At 72.5% G+C, this 16,912-nt stretch carries 13 protein-coding genes, 1 tRNA gene and 1 pseudogene; 11 read left to right on the plus strand and 4 right to left on the minus strand.

Annotation, left to right across the window (positions count from 1 at the left end; translation table 11 throughout):
- The first annotated feature begins 16 nt into the window (after positions 1 to 16).
- The 3 genes from AB0K60_RS07695 to AB0K60_RS07705 all read left to right on the plus strand — a co-directional run bounded on the left by AB0K60_RS07695 (position 17) and on the right by AB0K60_RS07705 (position 4,104).
- Positions 17 to 721 (plus strand): pyridoxamine 5'-phosphate oxidase family protein, encoded by a 705-nt coding sequence (locus tag AB0K60_RS07695; RefSeq protein WP_364049746.1) that lies wholly within the window; start codon positions 17 to 19, stop codon positions 719 to 721.
- A gap of 240 nt (positions 722 to 961) precedes the next feature.
- On the plus strand, positions 962 to 2,569 hold the full coding sequence (locus tag AB0K60_RS07700) for a protein kinase (RefSeq protein WP_364049748.1): 1,608 nt from the start codon (positions 962 to 964) through the stop codon (positions 2,567 to 2,569).
- 494 nt (positions 2,570 to 3,063) lie between these two features.
- Positions 3,064 to 4,104, plus strand: coding sequence for a serine/threonine-protein kinase (locus AB0K60_RS07705; protein WP_364049750.1), 1,041 nt, complete (start codon positions 3,064 to 3,066; stop codon positions 4,102 to 4,104).
- Here AB0K60_RS07705 and AB0K60_RS07710 read toward each other — a convergent pair.
- Positions 4,085 to 4,423, minus strand: coding sequence for a hypothetical protein (locus tag AB0K60_RS07710; protein WP_364049752.1), 339 nt, complete (start codon positions 4,421 to 4,423; stop codon positions 4,085 to 4,087). The genes AB0K60_RS07705 and AB0K60_RS07710 overlap by 20 nt on opposite strands.
- 516 nt (positions 4,424 to 4,939) lie before the next feature.
- Here AB0K60_RS07710 and AB0K60_RS07715 point away from each other — a divergent pair.
- The 5 genes and pseudogenes from AB0K60_RS07715 to AB0K60_RS07735 form a co-directional block, all read left to right on the plus strand.
- Positions 4,940 to 6,382, plus strand: a complete 1,443-nt coding sequence (locus AB0K60_RS07715; protein WP_364049754.1) for a hypothetical protein — start codon at positions 4,940 to 4,942, stop codon at positions 6,380 to 6,382.
- Between the two features lie 31 nt (positions 6,383 to 6,413).
- A complete protein-coding gene (locus AB0K60_RS07720; protein ID WP_364049756.1) occupies positions 6,414 to 7,799 on the plus strand; it encodes a DUF2510 domain-containing protein in 1,386 nt (461 codons plus the stop codon).
- 123 nt (positions 7,800 to 7,922) lie between these two features.
- On the plus strand, positions 7,923 to 8,528 hold the full coding sequence (orn, locus tag AB0K60_RS07725) for an oligoribonuclease (protein ID WP_364049758.1): 606 nt from the start codon (positions 7,923 to 7,925) through the stop codon (positions 8,526 to 8,528).
- A 106-nt stretch (positions 8,529 to 8,634) separates the two neighbouring features.
- Positions 8,635 to 8,707, plus strand: a tRNA-His gene (locus AB0K60_RS07730).
- A 236-nt stretch (positions 8,708 to 8,943) separates the two neighbouring features.
- Positions 8,944 to 9,147 (plus strand): annotated as a pseudogene (locus tag AB0K60_RS07735) (response regulator transcription factor); the annotation flags it as partial.
- On the opposite strand, the gene lat reads toward AB0K60_RS07735, so the two are convergent.
- Both lat and AB0K60_RS07745 read right to left on the minus strand, forming a co-directional pair.
- Positions 9,066 to 10,448 (minus strand): L-lysine 6-transaminase, encoded by a 1,383-nt coding sequence (lat, locus tag AB0K60_RS07740; RefSeq protein WP_364049760.1) that lies wholly within the window; start codon positions 10,446 to 10,448, stop codon positions 9,066 to 9,068. The pseudogene AB0K60_RS07735 and the gene lat overlap by 82 nt on opposite strands.
- Before the next feature lie 164 nt (positions 10,449 to 10,612).
- Complete coding sequence (locus AB0K60_RS07745) at positions 10,613 to 12,193, minus strand: penicillin-binding transpeptidase domain-containing protein (protein ID WP_364049762.1); 1,581 nt, start codon at positions 12,191 to 12,193, stop codon at positions 10,613 to 10,615.
- Between the two features lie 67 nt (positions 12,194 to 12,260).
- On the opposite strand from AB0K60_RS07745, the gene AB0K60_RS07750 reads away from it, so the two are divergent.
- The gene (locus tag AB0K60_RS07750; protein WP_364049764.1) at positions 12,261 to 13,115 is read left to right on the plus strand and encodes a fused MFS/spermidine synthase; all 855 of its coding nucleotides are present in this window, start codon (positions 12,261 to 12,263) and stop codon (positions 13,113 to 13,115) included.
- Positions 13,116 to 13,396: 281 nt separating this feature from the next.
- Here the strand turns inward: AB0K60_RS07750 and AB0K60_RS07755 are convergent, their stop codons facing one another.
- On the minus strand, positions 13,397 to 14,101 hold the full coding sequence (locus tag AB0K60_RS07755; RefSeq protein WP_364049766.1) for a TetR/AcrR family transcriptional regulator: 705 nt from the start codon (positions 14,099 to 14,101) through the stop codon (positions 13,397 to 13,399).
- A 103-nt stretch (positions 14,102 to 14,204) separates the two neighbouring features.
- On the opposite strand from AB0K60_RS07755, the gene AB0K60_RS07760 reads away from it, so the two are divergent.
- Together AB0K60_RS07760 and AB0K60_RS07765 are read left to right on the plus strand one after the other, a co-directional pair.
- On the plus strand, positions 14,205 to 15,164 hold the full coding sequence (locus AB0K60_RS07760) for a carbohydrate kinase family protein (protein WP_364049768.1): 960 nt from the start codon (positions 14,205 to 14,207) through the stop codon (positions 15,162 to 15,164).
- A gap of 75 nt (positions 15,165 to 15,239) precedes the next feature.
- Complete coding sequence (locus tag AB0K60_RS07765) at positions 15,240 to 16,466, plus strand: aminotransferase class III-fold pyridoxal phosphate-dependent enzyme (RefSeq protein ID WP_364049770.1); 1,227 nt, start codon at positions 15,240 to 15,242, stop codon at positions 16,464 to 16,466.
- Positions 16,467 to 16,912: the final 446 nt, after the last annotated feature.

Consider the following 16,912-nt stretch of genomic DNA (forward strand, 5'->3'; position numbering starts at 1 on the left):
CGCTTACATTACGGCCATGTCCGCTGAGCAGATCGCCCCGGTTTCATCATCTTCATCGGCAGATGTCCGGACTTCGGATCCGGCCGCCGCGCCGCTGTCGCCGTCGTCGCGTACCCGCCTCAACCGCTCGAAGGAGCGCGCCCGCTTCGACCGGGCCGAGCTGTACGCCGTGCTCGACGCCGGTCTCATCTGCCACCTCGGCGTCGTGGTCGACGGGACGCCGAGGGTGATCCCGACCGGGTACGGGCGGCTGGGGGACACGCTCTACCTGCACGGCTCGACGGGCGCGACCTCGCTGCGCGCGGGCGGGGAGGTGTGCGTCACCGTCACCCACGTGGACGGGATCGTGCTGGCCAGGTCCGTCTTCCACCACTCGGTGAACTACCGCTCGGCCATGATCTACGGCGTGCCGCGCCTGGTGGCGGACCCGGAGGAGAAGCTGACCGGGCTGCGGGTGCTGACCGAGCAGCTCGCGCCGGGCCAGTGGGCGGCGGCCCGGCGACCGTCGGCCAAGGAGCTGGCCGCGACCGCCGTGCTGGCCCTGTCCCTGCGCGAGGCCTCGGTGAAGATGCGGCAGGGGCCGCCGAACGACGACGAGGAGGACCTCGCGCGGCCGATCTGGGCGGGCGTGCTGCCGCTGGTCACCGCCTGGGGCGACCCCGTCCCCGACCCGCTGCTCACGCCGGGCATCCCGGTGCCCCGGCACATCAGCGAGCGCTAGGAGCGGCCTGCCGTACGGGATCGCGCGGGGACACTCCCGCGGTCTCGCGCGCCCGAAGCCGTCACAACGGCATCTCACGGCCTTCTAGATCCATTGGATACTTCGGGCGAACCAGGATCATTTTCCCCATGCGTACATCGTGCCGAATTTGTGATTTGTCGGCACATCGACGCGGTCATCACTATGCTTCGTCACGGTCTGTATAAGGGCGGGGGGCCCAAGCACAAAAAGGAGACCGTAATGAACGGCCACGAGGGCGCCTGGCGCGTGCCCGGTTATACCGAGGTCCGCGAACTGGGCACGGGGGGCTCGGGGCGGGTGGTACTGGCACGGCGCGCCGGTGACGACTTCCCGGTCGCGATCAAGTACCTGTCCGACGAACTGCGCGCGGACCTGGGCTTCGTGGCCAGGTTCCGGCACGAGGCGCGGCTGCTGGCGATCCTGCGCAGCCCGCACGCCGCCCGGTTGTACGAGTACGTCGAAGGCGCCGGCGGCGCGGCGATCATCATGGAGCTGGTCGACGGCGTGTCGCTGCGCAGGCTGCTCGCCTCGCAGGGACCGACCGGGCCGGAGGCGGCGCTGGTCGTGCTCAAGGGCGCGCTGCTGGGGCTGTCCGCCGCCCACGTCAGCGGGCTCGTGCACCGGGACTTCAAGCCCGAGAACGTCATCGTGGACGCCGAGGGCAACAGCAAGCTCGTCGACTTCGGCGTGGCCGTACGGGTGGGGGACGACGTCGGCGGGGCCGGGACGCCCTCCTACATGGCGCCCGAGCAGTGGTCCGGCGCTCCCGCCACCCCGGCGACCGACGTCTACGCGGCCACGATCGTCTTCTTCGAGTGCCTCACCGGCACGCGGCCGTTCCGGGCCGACACGGTGGCCGCCATCGCCCGGCACCACCAGGTCACGCCGCCGCCGGTGGAGCAGGTGCCCGAGCCGTTGCGGGGGCTGGTGGAGCACGGCATGGCCAAGCATCCGGCCGACCGCCCGCACTCCGCCGACGCCTTCCTCGCCGAACTCGAGGCCGTCGCCGGAGCGTACGGACCCGACTGGGAGGAACGCGGACGACGCCGCCTGGCGCGGCTGGCCGGGCTGCTCGGGATGCTGTTCCCGCTCGGCGAGCCGGCGCCCGACGCCAACACCGCCCTCGCCCAGACCCGCCTGCGCGGCGACGGGGGCGCGGCGCACACCGCGGCGGCGGGCAAGAAGCTCGCGTTCAAGGTCGCCATCGGCGCGGGCGTGGTGGCCGCGGTGGCGGGTGCGACCGCGATCGTCGTGGGCACCGTGAACGGCGCCCGGCTCACCGCGAGCTCCTCGTCCGCCACCCCCGGCGTCACGCTGACGATGGCGCCCACGGAATCGGCCGAGCCCGACCCGTTGCCCACGGAGGAGGATCTCCCGGAGGAGACGCCGACGCCGGAGCCGGGCGACCCCACCCCCACCGCGACCGTACCCGGCGACACCACCGCACCGCTGCCGACCGCCACCAAATCGTCCTCCCCCAAGCCGTCGCCCACCGCGACCAAGTCCCGCACCCCGCCCTCGACCCGGCCCTCGACACGGCCGTCGGCCACCCCGACCCGCTCGACCGCCACGCCGGAGCCCGAGCTCACCTCCACCAAGCTGCCCGGGCCGAACCGCACCACGATCACCGCCGCGCCGACGTCCGCGCGGCCGACCGCGACCGCGGCCCCGCCGACCACGCGCCGGCCCATCCCCACGCGCACCGCCCCCACGGCCACGGCGACCGCCACGTCCACGCCCGGCGACGGCCCGACCCCCACCGAAGAGCCGACGCTCAACATAAGCGCCGCTGATCCGACCACCAGCGAGGGACCCACGCCCGGATAAGTGTTTTCAGATTCTGCGGCCCGTTCTCCCAGATAAACGGGCGACAATCGGTCGAATCAATGAAACAAGCTGTTCGCGGGCCCTTTCTGAAAGTTTCAGGAAGGGCCCGCCCTCATACTCCTTGAATTTTTGAGCATAACCCCTTGCCGGCCGATTTTGGCACGGTCCAACCGCTCCGGTATTCGCCGCGCGTTTCGGGTGGCGACCGGAGGCCGCCCGCGCCTCCGGCGGGCCGAACACCCGGAACAGGCCGTCCTCTCCAGCCGCTCACCAGGCAATATGCGGACACGTCGGTACGGCGGCGCGGAGGCACCGCTCGGTGGATGCGGGCGTGCGATAACCGGGGCGATCGACTCCCACACGGCTTTCGCCGTACGGGAAAGCGATTCCGCACGGTGCCGCCGATCAATAATGCGCGGGACAACTGCAAAAGGGCGCCTATACGCTTTGAACCGATCTGACGGTCGGGGGGCCAAGCGATAGGAGAAATGGGTATGAACGGCCACGGGGGGACCTGGCGGGTTCCTGGTTACACCGAGGTCCGGGAACTGGGAAAGGGTGCCTCGGGGCGCGTGGTTCTCGCCAGGCGGATAGGTGACGATTTCCCGGTCGCCATCAAGTATCTGTCGGAGCAGCTCTTACGCGACCCGGAGTTCCTCGCCGGGTTCCGGCACGAGGCCCGGCTTCTGGCGATCATGCGGAGCTCGCATGCCGCGCGCCTGTACGAGTACGTGGAGGGCGAGGGCGGCGCCGGGATCGTCATGGAACTGGTCGAGGGCGTGTCGCTGCGGCGGCTGCTGCGCGCGGAGGGGCCGACCGGGCCGGAGGCGGCGCTGGTCGTGCTCAAGGGCGCGCTGCTGGGACTCGCCGCCGCGCACGTCAACGGCCTGGTCCACCGGGACTTCAAGCCCGAGAACGTCATCGTGGACCTGGCGGGCGAGAGCAAGCTCGTCGACTTCGGCGTGGCCGTACGGGTGGGGGACGAGGTCGGCGGCGCCGGCACCCCGGCCTACATGGCCCCCGAGCAGTGGGCGGGTGCTCCCGCCAGCCCGTCCACGGACGTCTACGCGGCGACCGTGGTCTTCTTCGAGTGCCTGACCGGGGCCCAGCCCTTCCAGGGGACGCACCTCGCGGCGCTCGCCCGGCAGCACCAGACCGCGCCGCCGCCGGTGGAGCAGGTGCCCGAGCCGCTGCGGGGGCTGGTGGAGCGAGGCATGGCCAAGCACCCGGCCGACCGCCCGCACTCCGCCGACGCCTTCCTCGCCGAGCTCGAGGCCGCCGCCGGAGCGTACGGACCCGACTGGGAGGAACGCGGACGACGCCGCCTGGCGAGCCTGGCCGGGCTGTTCGGGGCGTCCGCGCCCGTCGCCGAGGCGGCCGACGCGACCACCTCGCTGGCCGAGACCCGCCTGCACCGGGTCAGGGCGGCCAAGAAGCCCTTGGGCAAGGTGGCCGTCGGCGCGGGGTCGCCGTCGCGGTGTTCGCCGGGGTGGCCGTGCTGTTCGCCTCGGTCAACTACGAGAAGCCCAACCTGAGCGCGCAGAGCGCGGTCGACACGCCGGTGCCGACGCTGACCGCCGGGCCCAGCGAGTCGCCTGAGCCGCTCCCCTCCGAGGAGCCCGCGCCGGAGGACACCTCCCCGCCGCCTACCCCCGACCCGACCACCAGTCCCACCGTCAGTCCCACGGTCAGGCCCACCATCAGGCCCACCATCAGGCCCGTGACCGCGCCGACCCGCACCAACGGCCGCCGCCCGGTGGCCGCGCCGGACGGGGACGAGCCGGCGAGCAGATCGGCGCCGACGAAGGCCGGCCGCCGGCCCAGCGACGAGCCGCAGGAGGACCTGACCGGCAACAGGCTCCAAGTCGCGCGGCGGCACGAGGACGGCCCGGCCGTCGGCGACCCCTCCCCCCACGCCGCCGCGGACGGTCCGCTCGCCGATCCCGAGGGTCACCCGCCCGCCGCAGTCCAACGGCCCGACCACCGCGGGCGGCGGAGGCGGCGCCTGCATCGCGATCTGCCCCGCCGACGAGCCGCACACCGCCAGGCCGACGCCGACCGAGGAGCCGCACACCGCCCGCCCCATCAGGCTGCCCGAGAAGAAATGAGCGTCCGGCCCCGTCCCCGGCCCCGTCCCAGGCCTCGGTCCGGGACCGTTCCCGGTCTCCGGTCCGCGTGCGGGCGCGCACCGCTTGTCCGGCGGCGAATCGTTCCCGCCCCGACGCGAAACCTTCAGGCTCCCGCCGGGTGACGTGGCGAGCCCCACCCGTCACACTTGGTACGGAACGGCGAGGCCGGTCGGCGGCAGATGCCGTACGGCCGGGGAGGCGGGCGCGGGATGCGGGGGTGACGGCGCCGGAAGGGGAGGAAATGCCCGACGGGGGAATGATCGCTGGTCACCGGCTCACCGGCCGGGCCAGGGTGGGTGAGTTGGGCACCTGGTACGAGGCCGTGTCGCCCGGCGGGGCGACGGTCGGCCTGCTCCGGTTCGAGCCGGGCCTGGTCGCCGACCCCGGAGCCAGGGAACGCCTGGTCGGCGCGGTGCTCGCGGACCGGCGGCTGGCGCAGGCCGGGGTGGCGGGGCTGCTGCCGGTCGCCGACCTGGTCACCGCGCGGGGCGAGGTGTGGCTGATCGCCGCGGCCCCGGGCATGCCGAGCGTGTCCGACCTGCTCGGCCGGACCGGGGGCGCGGGGCCCGACGCGGGCAGCGCGGCCACCGTGCTGGTGGAGACGGCGCAGACGCTGCTGTCGCTGCACGCGGCCGGGATGGCCCACGGCTCGCTGCACCCCGGCACCGTGCTGCTGGCCCCGGACGGCACCGCGCTGCTCGCCGAACGCGGGCTCGCCGCCGCGCTGGGCGGGCAGCCCCCGGCGGTCGAGCGCGACGTCGCGGCCTGGTCCTCGCTCGCCCTCGGCCTGTCCGCCGGCTGGGCCGCGGCCCAGCCCGCCGCGGCCGAACTGTTCGACCACGTCTCCCGCGTCGCCGCCACGCACGGGCTCGCGGCGGCCCGCGACGCCCTGCTGACCCACCGCGACCGGCTGCCGGCCGGTTTCGGCACCAAGGACCGCCTCGTCGAGACCATCCACTGGTGGGCGGCGGCCCAGGTCCCGACGTACGCGCCGCCCCCGTCCCCCGCCACCGCGCCGCCCGGGTTGAACGACGGCGAGGCGGTCACCCTGCTGAAGGTGCCCGGCGATCGCTCCGCCCAGGCGACCCCCGTCACCGCGCAGGCGGGTCAGCCCCCGCAGCAGGCGCAGTCCGGCGACGTGATGATGCGCTTCGGCCCCGGCGTCCCGGCCGACACGACCGCCGCCCAGATCTGGCGCGCGGGCCGTGACCAGCAGGCCACGCTCTCGGCGCAGGAACGGCTGGCGTCGGTGCGCGGCCCGCGCCGCCGCAACCAGGGGCGGCGCGCCGCGGTCTCGGCCGCCGTGCTCGCGTTGATCCTCACCGGCGCCGTGCTCGCCTGGCTGCTGATCCCGCGCGGCGGCCTGACGCCGCTGGCCGTCACCAAGGTGGACGTACGCGGACCCAAGACGCTCACCTGCGACAAGACCGCCAGAATCATCGCCGTCATCACCACCAACGGCGAAGCCGGCTCGGTCCGGTACCAGTGGCGGCAGAGCGACGGCCGCGTCAACAAGGAGCAAGTGCAGACGGTGGCGAGCGGGCAGACCTCCACCCGCGTACCGTTGCTGTGGAACGTGTCAGGCCCCGGCAACCGCAGGTTCACCGCGACGTTACGCGTACTGTCGCCGGTGCCCGACGGCAAGCGCGTCGAGGGCAAGGCAACGTTCTCCTACAGGTGCTAAAACCACGCGAAGTTTCATTAGTCTGGCTAACATGACGCAATCCCCTGCCGGTTGGTATCCCGACCCCTACGGAACCCCCCAGCTCCGCTGGTGGGACGGTTCCCAGTGGACGGACGCCACCCACCCCCTGGAGGTCGTCGCCGCGCAGAACGCGCAGGTGGGCACGCAGGCGGGGTCGGGCATTCACGGCGGCGCGTCCCCTGGCGCGACGGGCGGCGACTCGCTCGGCGAGTCCCTTGGTCTCAGCAGCGGCCCCAGCAGCGGTCCCAATAGCGGCCCCCACAGCCGCCCCCAGACGGGAACGGCGGTGGAAGACCCGCCCAAAGCGCCCGAGTCGGCCGACGAGTCCTCCGCCGCGCCCGGCTCCAAGGACACCACCCATCCCGACGCCTCGGGCACACCGGACGGCGCCGCCTCCGGCACCACAGGCCCCGGCACCGGCGCGACGGAGGCCGCCGACGCCACCGCCTCTCCGGCCCCTGCCAGGCCGGACTTCGCCCCCGCCGCGACGGCGGACGCGAGCCCGACGGCCGTCACCGCCCAGTGGAGCTCCCCCGGCGGCGCCGTCCCCGGCGTTCCCGCCGCAGCTGCCTGGGCGGGCCCCGGCGGACCGTCGCAGCGGGGCGACACCGCGCAACTGCCGGTGCCCGACTTCCCGCCGCCGCGCCAGGGCAGGCCGATGCTGCCGTGGATCGCGGGCGGCGTGGCCGCGGCCGTCGTCATCGTCCTGCTCGTCGTCGGCACGATCTACCTCACCGCCAGCCGAGGCGGGCCGGGCGATCAGAGGGACCTCGCGTCCTCGCCCACCGCGAACACCGAGTCGTCGCCGCCGGCTCCCGAACCGACGCAGGGCACGACGGAGCCCCCGCAGCCGCCGTCGGCCGGGCGCATCACCGACCGGGTGAGCGGCCTGTCCTACAGCTACCCCGGCGCCCCCTGGCAGCTCATCGAGGCGGGCCAGATCGACTCCTCCGACCCCGGCGGCCAGCAGTGGAGCAGCGGCTTCCAGACCCTCTCGCAGGACGACTACGAGCCGGGCAAGGACTGGTTCGGCAGCGTGCTGGCCGGGCCGCTGGCGGATGACGCGCCGTACAGCGGGCCGCAGAGCATGCGCGATATCGCCGCCACCTTCCTGCTCAACAACGAGGGCAGCCTGTACGAGCCGCCGCACGAGCGCCGCATCGTGGCGGACAAGGCGATCACCGTCAGCGGCAGGCCGGGCTGGCTGCTGCGGTTCGAGATGGACTTCAGCAAGCAGTCCAAGGCCAACGGCTGGAAGTGGCAGAAGGAGCTCGGCGCGGTGGTGCTGGTGGACCGCGGTGAGGCCAACCCCCCGGCGCTGCTCTTCGCGACCGTGCCCGACAACCTGGACACGGGCGTCATCGACCAGGTGATCTCCTCCCTCCGGGTCGAATAGCCGACGAGCACCCCGCATGAGTCCCGGCATGAGTCCCGGCATGAATCCCAGGCACGAGTCCCGGCATAAGTGCTGACATATGCCAACCGCAGCCTGGTCCGTGATGTGCTCTAACCTGATGCTATGAACGACCTGCTGGTTTGGATCGACTGTGAGATGACCGGGCTCGACCTCGGCCGGGACGCACTCGTCGAGGTGGCGTGCGTGGTCACCGACGGCGAGCTGAACCAGCTCGACGAGGGCGTGGACATCGTGATCAAGCCCCCGCCGGAGGCGGTCGAGCAGATGTCCGACGTGGTACGCCAGATGCACACCGCCTCCGGCCTGCTCCCCGCCCTGGCCTCCGGCGTCCCTCTCGCCGAGGCCGAGGCGAAGGTCCTGGAGTACGTGAGCCGCCACATCCCCGAGCCCAAGCGCGCCCCGCTGTGCGGCAACTCCATCGCCACCGACCGGTCGTTCATCGCCCGGGACATGCCGGCCCTCGACGCCTACCTGCACTACCGCATGATCGACGTCTCCTCCATCAAGGAACTGGCCCGGCGCTGGTACCCCCGCGTCTACTTCGCCGCCCCGGAGAAACAGGGCGGCCACCGCGCCCTCGCCGACATCGTCGAGAGCATCCGCGAACTGCGCTACTACCGCGCGACCGTCTTCGTCCCCCAGCCCGGCCCCGACTCCGCCACCGCCCGCGACGTCGCCGAGCACGTCATCGCCGCCTCCACCCCCTGACCCGCTCCCCCTGTCCGCCGAACCACTTTCGCGGTACGGCCCCGCCGACGAAGCAAACACTCGCAAAGCCCGCTACACTTTCTACGTGCCGTTGCGACGGCCGATGGTGGGTGTAGCTCAGTTGGCAGAGCGCCAGGTTGTGGTCCTGGATGTCGTGGGTTCAAGTCCCATCACTCACCCTGTGGGGAAGGCCCGGTCAGTGATCTGACCGGGCCTTCCGCGTGTTCTGCTCGCTGTGCCGTCAGGTGGTCTGGCGGGCCGGGCGTCCGAAGGGCGGGATCAAACTCATCCCAAAAAGCGGATGGTGCGCGTTATGCTCGCTTTCATCCGCAACACCGCCAAGCGCGGGGGGCTCGGCGATCTCAACTGCGTTCCTGTCCACGGAGGCTGGATGAGAGTCGACGACCGCGCCGGAATGGGCCTGAGCAAGCGTGAGGCCGAGGTCATGGAGCTGATCGCCACCGGTCACTCCAATGGTGAGATAGCGCAGCGGCTGTTCCTCAGCGAGAAGACGGTCAAGAACCATGTGAACCGGATCTACGCCAAGCTCGGGGCGGACTCGCGAATGGCGGCGATCGGGTTGTGGCGGGAGTCGGGGCCCTCCGGGCTGTCCGGCTGATTCGTCAGGACGCGGCGCAGGGCGGCCAGGCCGTACTCCAGTTCCTCCGGGGTGACCGAGAGGGCGGGGCGGAGCCGTATCGAGGTCTCGCCGCAGGGGAGGAACAGGACGCCCTCCTCCTCGCGCAGGCGGGCGATGAGGCGGTCGCGGTCCTGGGGCCGGCCCGAGGCGACGTCGAAGGCGCACATCAGGCCCCGGCCGCGTACGGCGCGGATGGCGGCCTCGGGGAATTCGGCCTGCAGGGCGTGCAGGCCCGCCAGGAGCTTCTCGCCGAGGATCGCGGCGCGGGGGATCAGGCCGTCGCGCTCGATGATCTCCAGCATGCGGCGGGAGCGGACCATGTCGACCAGGCCGCCGCCCCAGGTGGAGTTGATGCGGCCGCTGACCCGGAAGACGTTGTCGGGCACCTCGTCCACGCGGCGGCCCGCCATGATGCCGCCGACCTGCGTCTTCTTGGCGAAGGCGACGATGTCGGGGGCGAGGCCGAGCTGCTGGTAGGCCCAGGGCGTGCCGGTCAGGCCGACGCCGGTCTGCACCTCGTCAAGCACGAACAGGGCGTCGTACTCGTGGCACAGGCGCTGCATCGCCTGGAGGAACTCCGGGCGCATGTGGTTGTCGCCGCCCTCGCCCTGGATGGGCTCGGCGATGAAGCAGGCGATGTCGTGCGGGTGACGCTCGAAGGCCTCGCGCGCCTGGGCGAGGGCGCGGGCCTCGGCGGCCTCGACGTCGCCCAGGTGGGTCGCGGGGACCTCGATGCGCGGCCAGTCGAACGTGGGGAAGCGCTCGGTCTTCACCGGGTCGGTGTTGGTGAGCGAGAGCGTGTAGCCGCTGCGGCCGTGAAAGGCGCGGGTCAGGTGCAGGACGCGGGTGCCGAGCTCCGGCGAGCGGCCCTGCGCCTGGTTGCGGCGGCTCTTCCAGTCGAACGCGCACTTCAGGGCGTTCTCGACGGCGAGCGCGCCGCCTTCGACGAAGAACAGGTGCGGTAGTTCCGGGTCGCCGAGGACGCGGGTGAAGGTGTCGACGAACTCGGCGAGGTGGGTGGTGTACAGGTCGGGGTTGGCCGGTTTGTTCGCGGCGACGCGGCCCAGCTCGGCCAGGAAGCCGGGGTCGTCGTGGAAGGGGTTCACGCCCAGCGGGGCCGAGGCGAAGAAGGTGTAGAAGTCCAGGTACCGGCGGCCGTCACGGGCGTCGACGAGCCACGACCCCCTGCTGCGTTCCAGATCGAGCACCAGGTGGAAACCGTCGATGAGCAGATGCCGGGCCAGTACCTCGTGGACGTCGCCGGGAGCGATCCGAGCCATTCCCCCTCCTCCTGCCGTAGCAATGACCATTCTTCTGTCTTCATGGTACGTAGCAGGATAAGTTTCTGTCATATCTCGGTTCCAACGAAGATTATTCACGCACGATGGTCACGAGGGTCCCCCGTGCGCGACGTTGTGTAGCGGTGGCCCTGCCCTACGGGCGGTCAGAGGGCCTTGAGGAAACGGGCCACGACGGAGGTCGCGTCGGCCGCGCCTCCGGTGCCCCCGGCACCCGCGGTGCCGCCCGTACCGCTCTCGACGAGGGCGCAGAACGCCAGATCGCCGCGGTAGCCGACGAACCACGCGTGGGTCCGCCCGCCGACCCTGGCGGTGCCGGTCTTGCCCGCCGTGCCCGAGGGCAGGCCCGCGGACGCCGCCGTTCCCTCGGTCACGACGGCGGACATCATCTCCCGCAGCGCCGCGACCGTCGGCTCCGGCAGGCGCATCGCCGGCCGGGGCGAGCCCTGGATCCGCCGGGTCACCCGCGCGGACATCAGCCGGGGCGGACGCCAGGTGCCGTTCTGCACGGCCGCCGCCACCAGCGCCATGCACAGCGGACTGGCGCGCACGCTGCCCTGACCGGTGGCGTCCGCGCCGAGTTGGTCCCGATCGTTCCTGACCCGCCGCAGGGTGCACGTGGTGGCCTCGGTCCCCGGGGCGAGGCGGGCGCCGAAGCCCATCCGGCTCGCCTGCGTCCACAGTTCGCCCTCGCCCAGGTTGTCCACGGCGAGCCGGGCGAAGGTGGTGTCGCAGGAGTGGGCGAACGCCTGCCGGAAGGTGACCGTGCCCCGGTCGCGCCGGTCGGCGTTGGTGAACGTGCGGGCCCGCGGGATGTACCGCGCCGGGCAGGCGGCGCTCGCCCCGGCGGTCACCTTCCCGGCGGACAGCAGCGCCGCCGCGGTCACGACCTCGAACGCCGACCCCGGCGGGTAGAGGCCGAGGAAGGCGTTCCGGGCGTCGCCGAGGCGGTCGGCGACGGCGAGCACCTCGCCGGTGGAGGGCCGCACCGCGACGATCGCCGCGGGTGTGTTCATGCCGTCGAGCGCCCGCGCGGCGGCGGCCTGGGTGAACCAGTCGATCGTGGTACGCGCCCGGCGCTTGGGCGGCGGCGGGCGGAACTCCGCCAGGCGCCTGACGCCGCCGCCCGGATCGGTCACCTCGATCGCCCAGCCGGTGGGCGGGTCGTCCGCCGCCTCGGCGATGCGCCGGTTGAGCTCCTCGACGTACTTCTCGGCTCCGCTGTTCTTCGGGAAGTCCTTGCGGTCGCGGGTGGTGAGCGTCACGGTGGGCACGGTGATCTCGGCGAGCCGCGGCTCGCCCCCGGCGCCGAGCCCGGGGTGGAGCGTCGCGGGCTTCCAGAGCACCTTCCACTCCCGGTCCCTGACGGCCAGGTGCAGCGTGGACGCGAACCGCCACTCCCCCAGCCCGCCCACGGTGCGGACGCCGGTGAAGGCCAGCTCCGCCGTCTCCCCCTTGCGGGTCAGCTTCCCGGCGGTCAGGTCGATCGACTCGATCCGGAGCGCGGCGTCGAACCGCTCGTGGCGGGCGATGAAGTCGGACGGCGGGGCGGCCACCAGGTCCCGCATGACGGTCGTGCGGCCGTTCTCCCAGGCCTCCAGGTAGCGGCGGGCGACGTCCTCGGGGGTGCCGCCGACGCGGGTGATCTCCAGGACCACGGTGGTGACTCCGGCCGCGGCGAGGAGCACCACCACGGTAAGGAGAACGATCAGTGCGCGCCTGCGCATACGGTGTCTCCCGAGGCCGCGCCGAAGCAGCTTTACCGCATGGGTATACCAGAACCAGGAGGATGCCGTGGGGCGCAAGCACAAAGCGGATCAAACACCCCTTCCCGGGGTCTACCCGGTGTCCTTCGGGGAGGTCGAACTGCTCCGCGACGCCGATCGGCCCGCCGGCTGGGTGCTCACCATGGGCGGCGTGCCGCAGTCGTTCGTGGATCTCGACGATCCCACCTATCTCGATTTCGAGTACGTCCGGCTGATGGCCGACGTGATCGACACGCTGCCGGAGGGGCCGTTGGACGCGGTGCACGTCGGCGGCGGCGCGTGCACCCTGCCCCGGTGGGTCGCCGCCACCCGGCCGGGCTCCCGGCAGATCGTCATCGAGCCCGACCAGGCTCTGGTAGACCTGGTCAGGGAACGGCTGGCGCTGCGCTCGGTGCCGAATCTGAAGGTCAGGGTCACCGACGGCCGCTCGGGCGCGCAGGGGCTGCGGGACGAGTCGGCCGATCTGGTCGTCCTGGACGCGTTCAGCGGCGCCACCATGCCCCTGGATCTGGCCACCGCCGAGTACATGGCCGACCTCGCCCGGGTGCTGCGCCCGTCCGGCACCCTGCTCGTCAACACCGCCGACGGCAAGGGCCTGGCGTTCGCCCGCCGGATCGCCGCCACCGTCAAGGGCTCGTTCCGGCACGCGCTGCTGCTGGCCGAGCCCGGCATCATGCGCGGTCGCCGCTTCGGCAACCTCATCCTGGCCGCCTCCAACCGGCCGCTCGCCACCGACCGCCTCACCCGCAAGGCCGCCGCCGGTCTGCCGAAGGCCCGCTGCGTTTACGACGAGGCCCTCACCGACTTCATCGCCGGGGCCGCGCCCCTCCACGACGGCGACCCCGTGGTCGCCCCGGTGCCGCCCCCGGCCGTGTTTGGTTAGCGGTGTTCGGTTAGCGGTTCGGTTAGCGGGGAGGGCGGGCGATCATACGCCGGTCACCGCCGTGACGCGTCTCGCCGTACCGGGGCCGAGAAAGGCTCGGTGTGAACCGCGCGGACGGATGGGAAGGCGGGCCGTGGGCGATCAGGGCTCGGGCGATCGCGGGGCCGGGGGCGCGGCCGGGGGTCGCGACGGCGGTGTGAGGCGGTCCAGTTCGATGAACCAGGCGCTCGGCCTCGCGATCAGGGCTCGGGCGATCGCAGGGGCGGAGGCGCGGCCGGGGATCACGACGGCGGTGTGAGGCGGTCCAGTTCGGCGAGGACCAGGCGTTCGGCCTCGGCGCGGGTCACGCGGTCGGGGTAGAGCAGCAGGTGCAGGCTGAGGCCGTCCACCAGGGCGAGCAGGCGTTTGGTGACGGCGTCCAGGTCGTCCACTCCCGCAACGTCATCCCGGGCGTGGCCCTCGACATCGCCCCCGACATGGCCCCCGGCGTCGCTCTTGGCGTCCGTCTGCCGGGCGTCCGGGCGCTCGGGCGGTGCGGCCAGGATGATCTCGCCGGCGTCGTGGGCCTCGGCGAGGCGGCGGCGGGTGGCGGCGCGGAGTTTGGCGTGTTCGCGGCGCTGGACCTCGGCGAGGCGGCGGGCGGAGAGGCCCCGGCTCCAGAAGTCGATCTCCAGGCGGGTCTCGCGGGTGCGCTCGGCGTCGAGGGGGAGGCTGTCGAGGAGCAGTTCGCGGAGGGCGGCGAGGCCGGTGACGCCCGCGGTGCGGCGGACCCTGCGCTGGCGGGAACGTTCGTGGGAGTGGCGCAGCAGCGACGACAGGATGTCATCCTTGTCGTCGAAGTAGTGGGTGAGGATGCCGCTGGAGTAACCGGCCTCCCGGGCGATCGCGCGGGTCGTGGCCGCCTCGATGCCGTCGCGCACGATGACGCGCCGCGCCGCCGCGAGAACCTCAAGGCGTCGTTGTTGGTGGTCAACGTTTTTGGACATCGAAGCCTCCAGGTTACGAGTCTATTGACTTTCCGCGCGGGCGTCTGTCTACTACGTGACACAAGTCATGAGTCCTGCTCGCATTCCCCTACGGAGACGACCCATGTCCCCACCGACTCACGGCCCGGTCGTCACGATCGGCGTGCACATCGCCGACATCCTGGCCCGGCCAATCGAGTACATCCCCGAAGGCCAGGACACCGTGCTGGTGGAGCAGATCCGGCTCACCGCCGCCGGGTCGGCCGCCGGAACCGCCGTCGACCTGGTCAAGCTCGGCGCCCAGGTGAGCACGTACGGCGCGATCGGCGACGATGAGCTCGGCGACTTCCTGCTGGCCGTGCTGGGACGGCACGGGGTGGACGTGTCCGGTCTCGCGCGGCGGCCCGGCGAGCAGACGGCGGCGTCGATCCTGCCGATCCGGCCCGACGGCGGGCGGCCGAGCTTCCACGTGCCGGGGGCGAACCTCGGCGTGGCCTTCGCCGACGTCGACGCCGCGGCGGTCGAGCGGGCGCGGGCCGTGCATCTGGGCGGGATGGACGTGACGTTCGGGCTGAACGATCCGGACTTCTTCGCGCTGCTCGACCGGGCGCGGGCCGCGGGCACGGTGGTCACGATGGACCTGCTGTCGAACATGCCCGACCTGCTCGTCGCGGCGAAGGCGTTCCTGCCGCACGTGGACCACGTGCTGCCCAACCTGGAGCAGGCGCTGGCGATGACCGGGGCGCAGGACGCCGAGGAGGCCGCCCGGCGGCTGCTCGCCGAGGGGCCCGCCGGGGCGCTGATCACGCTGGGCGGCGACGGCAGCCTCGTCGCCACGGCGGACGGCGTGACGCGCCTGCCTGCACTGCCGGTGCCGGTGGCCGACACCACCGGGTGCGGCGACGCGTACTGCGCCGGGTTCATCGTCGGGATCCTGCACGGCAACGATGTGGTCACGGCCGCCCGCTGGGGCACCGCCGCCGCCGCGAAGGTGGCCACCGGTCTCGGCTCGGACGCCGGGATCACCGATCTCGACTCGACGCTCGCCCTGCTGGAGGAGACGGCGGCGCAGGGCCGGGGGTAGCCGGGGAGCCCCCCACACACAGACGGGCCGCGGCTCGGCGGGGAGCGCGGCCGATTCGACCAAGGAACGGTGAGCATGACCTCAACGGACGCCGAGCTTCGGCGGCGCGCGCTCCGGGTGGTGCCCGGAGGAATGTACGGCCACCTCAACGCGGCGATCTTCGCGCCGGGATATCCGCAGTTCTTCGTCCGGGGCGAGGGCTGCCGCCAGTGGGACGCCGACGGGCGACAGTACATCGACCTCATGTGCAGTTGGGGGCCGATCGTGCTCGGCCACCGCCATCCCCGGGTGGAGGAGGCGGCGGCCCGGCAGCTCGCCGAGGGCGACTGCCTCAACGGGCCGGGGCCGATCATGGTGGAGCTGGCCGAGCTGCTGGTGGACCTCATTCCCAGCGCCGACTGGGCGATGTTCTCCAAGAACGGCACCGACGCCACCACCCAAGCGCTGATGGTGGCCCGCGCCGCCACCGGGCGTACCAAGGTGCTGATGGCGCACGGCGCGTATCACGGCTCGGACCCCTGGTGCACGCCGAGCACCGCGGGGACCACGCCGAACGAGCGGGCCGACCTGATCGAGTTCACCTACAACGATCTGGCGAGCGCCGAGGAGGCCGCGGCGCGGGCGGACGGCGACGTGGCGGCGATCATCGTGACGCCGTTCAAGCACGACGCGTTCGAGGACCAGGCGCTCGCCGACCCGGAGTTCGCGCGGGGGGTGCGGGCGCTCGCCGACCGGATCGGCGCCGCGCTGGTGATCGACGACGTGCGGGCCGGGTTCCGGCTCGATCTGCGCGGCTCCTGGGAGCGGTACGGCGTGCGCCCCGACCTGACGGCGTGGAGCAAGGCGATGGGCAACGGGTACGCGATCGCCGCGGTGACGGGCACGGACGCGCTGCGCCAGGCCGCCACCCAGCTCTACACGACGGGCTCGTTCTGGTTCTCGGCCGTGGCGATGGCCGCCGCGAAGGCCACGATCGAGACGTTGCGCGACGAGGACGGCATCGCGGCGATGGAGCGCGCCGGGCGGCAGTTGCGCGACGGGCTCTACGAGCAGGCGAAGTCCCACGGCCTGGTGGTCAACCAGACCGGGCCGGTGGCGATCCCGTGGATGAGTTTCGAGGGTGACGCGACGCTGGAGAAGGGCATGTACTTCAGCAGCGCCTGTTTGCGTCACGGGGTCTACCTGCATCCGTGGCACAACTGGTTCCTGTCGGCGGCGCACACCGAGGCCGACATCGCGGCGGCGCTGGAGGGCACCGACCGGGCCTTCGCGGAGACCCGGGCGCACTTCGGCGACGCCTGAGCAACAACCAAGCCACACCCGGGCCACACCCGGGCCACCCCCAGGCCACGCCTGGGGCCACACCTGGGCCACGCCTGGGCCACATCGAGCCGCCACCGAGCCGGAGGAGAGACCATCTGGGCCTGAGAACGACGCCGTCTTCGCCCGTCCGGCCGGCGTTGATCCACGCCGGCCGATTCGGCGTGCCCGGCGACGTCGTACGCCTTCAGCCCCCTCTGTCCCTGCCCGGTACGGCACGTCCCGGCGGCACCGGGCTCACCGCGAGCCCGTGCCGGGTGCGGATTCGGGGCGGCCGACGGACGGGAAATCGCCTCCGACGTGGGCGGGAGATCGCGGCACGCCTGCGGGACGGCCACAGCTCGATCACGGCTTTCCGCCTGCCTCTTGACGCCCTCACTGCGGCGGACGTACTTTGCCGAAAACGAATAGGAAACTTTACTAATTGA

Source organism: Thermopolyspora sp. NPDC052614 (assembly GCF_040678635.1).
GTDB lineage: Bacteria > Actinomycetota > Actinomycetes > Streptosporangiales > Streptosporangiaceae > Thermopolyspora.

Bases quoted from the DNA above. Each gene is read 5' to 3' on its own strand.
- AB0K60_RS07695 (WP_364049746.1), top strand. From the start codon at position 17: ATGTCCGCTGAGCAGATCGCCCCGGTTTCATCATCTTCATCGGCAGAT.
- AB0K60_RS07700 (WP_364049748.1), top strand. From the start codon at position 962: ATGAACGGCCACGAGGGCGCCTGGCGCGTGCCCGGTTATACCGAGGTC.
- AB0K60_RS07765 (WP_364049770.1), top strand. From the start codon at position 15,240: ATGACCTCAACGGACGCCGAGCTTCGGCGGCGCGCGCTCCGGGTGGTG.
- AB0K60_RS07760 (WP_364049768.1), top strand. From the start codon at position 14,205: ATGTCCCCACCGACTCACGGCCCGGTCGTCACGATCGGCGTGCACATC.
- lat (WP_364049760.1), bottom strand. From the start codon at position 10,448: ATGGCTCGGATCGCTCCCGGCGACGTCCACGAGGTACTGGCCCGGCAT.
- AB0K60_RS07715 (WP_364049754.1), top strand. From the start codon at position 4,940: ATGCCCGACGGGGGAATGATCGCTGGTCACCGGCTCACCGGCCGGGCC.
- AB0K60_RS07755 (WP_364049766.1), bottom strand. From the start codon at position 14,101: ATGTCCAAAAACGTTGACCACCAACAACGACGCCTTGAGGTTCTCGCG.
- orn (WP_364049758.1), top strand. From the start codon at position 7,923: ATGAACGACCTGCTGGTTTGGATCGACTGTGAGATGACCGGGCTCGAC.
- AB0K60_RS07705 (WP_364049750.1), top strand. From the start codon at position 3,064: ATGAACGGCCACGGGGGGACCTGGCGGGTTCCTGGTTACACCGAGGTC.
- AB0K60_RS07745 (WP_364049762.1), bottom strand. From the start codon at position 12,193: ATGCGCAGGCGCGCACTGATCGTTCTCCTTACCGTGGTGGTGCTCCTC.
- AB0K60_RS07720 (WP_364049756.1), top strand. From the start codon at position 6,414: ATGACGCAATCCCCTGCCGGTTGGTATCCCGACCCCTACGGAACCCCC.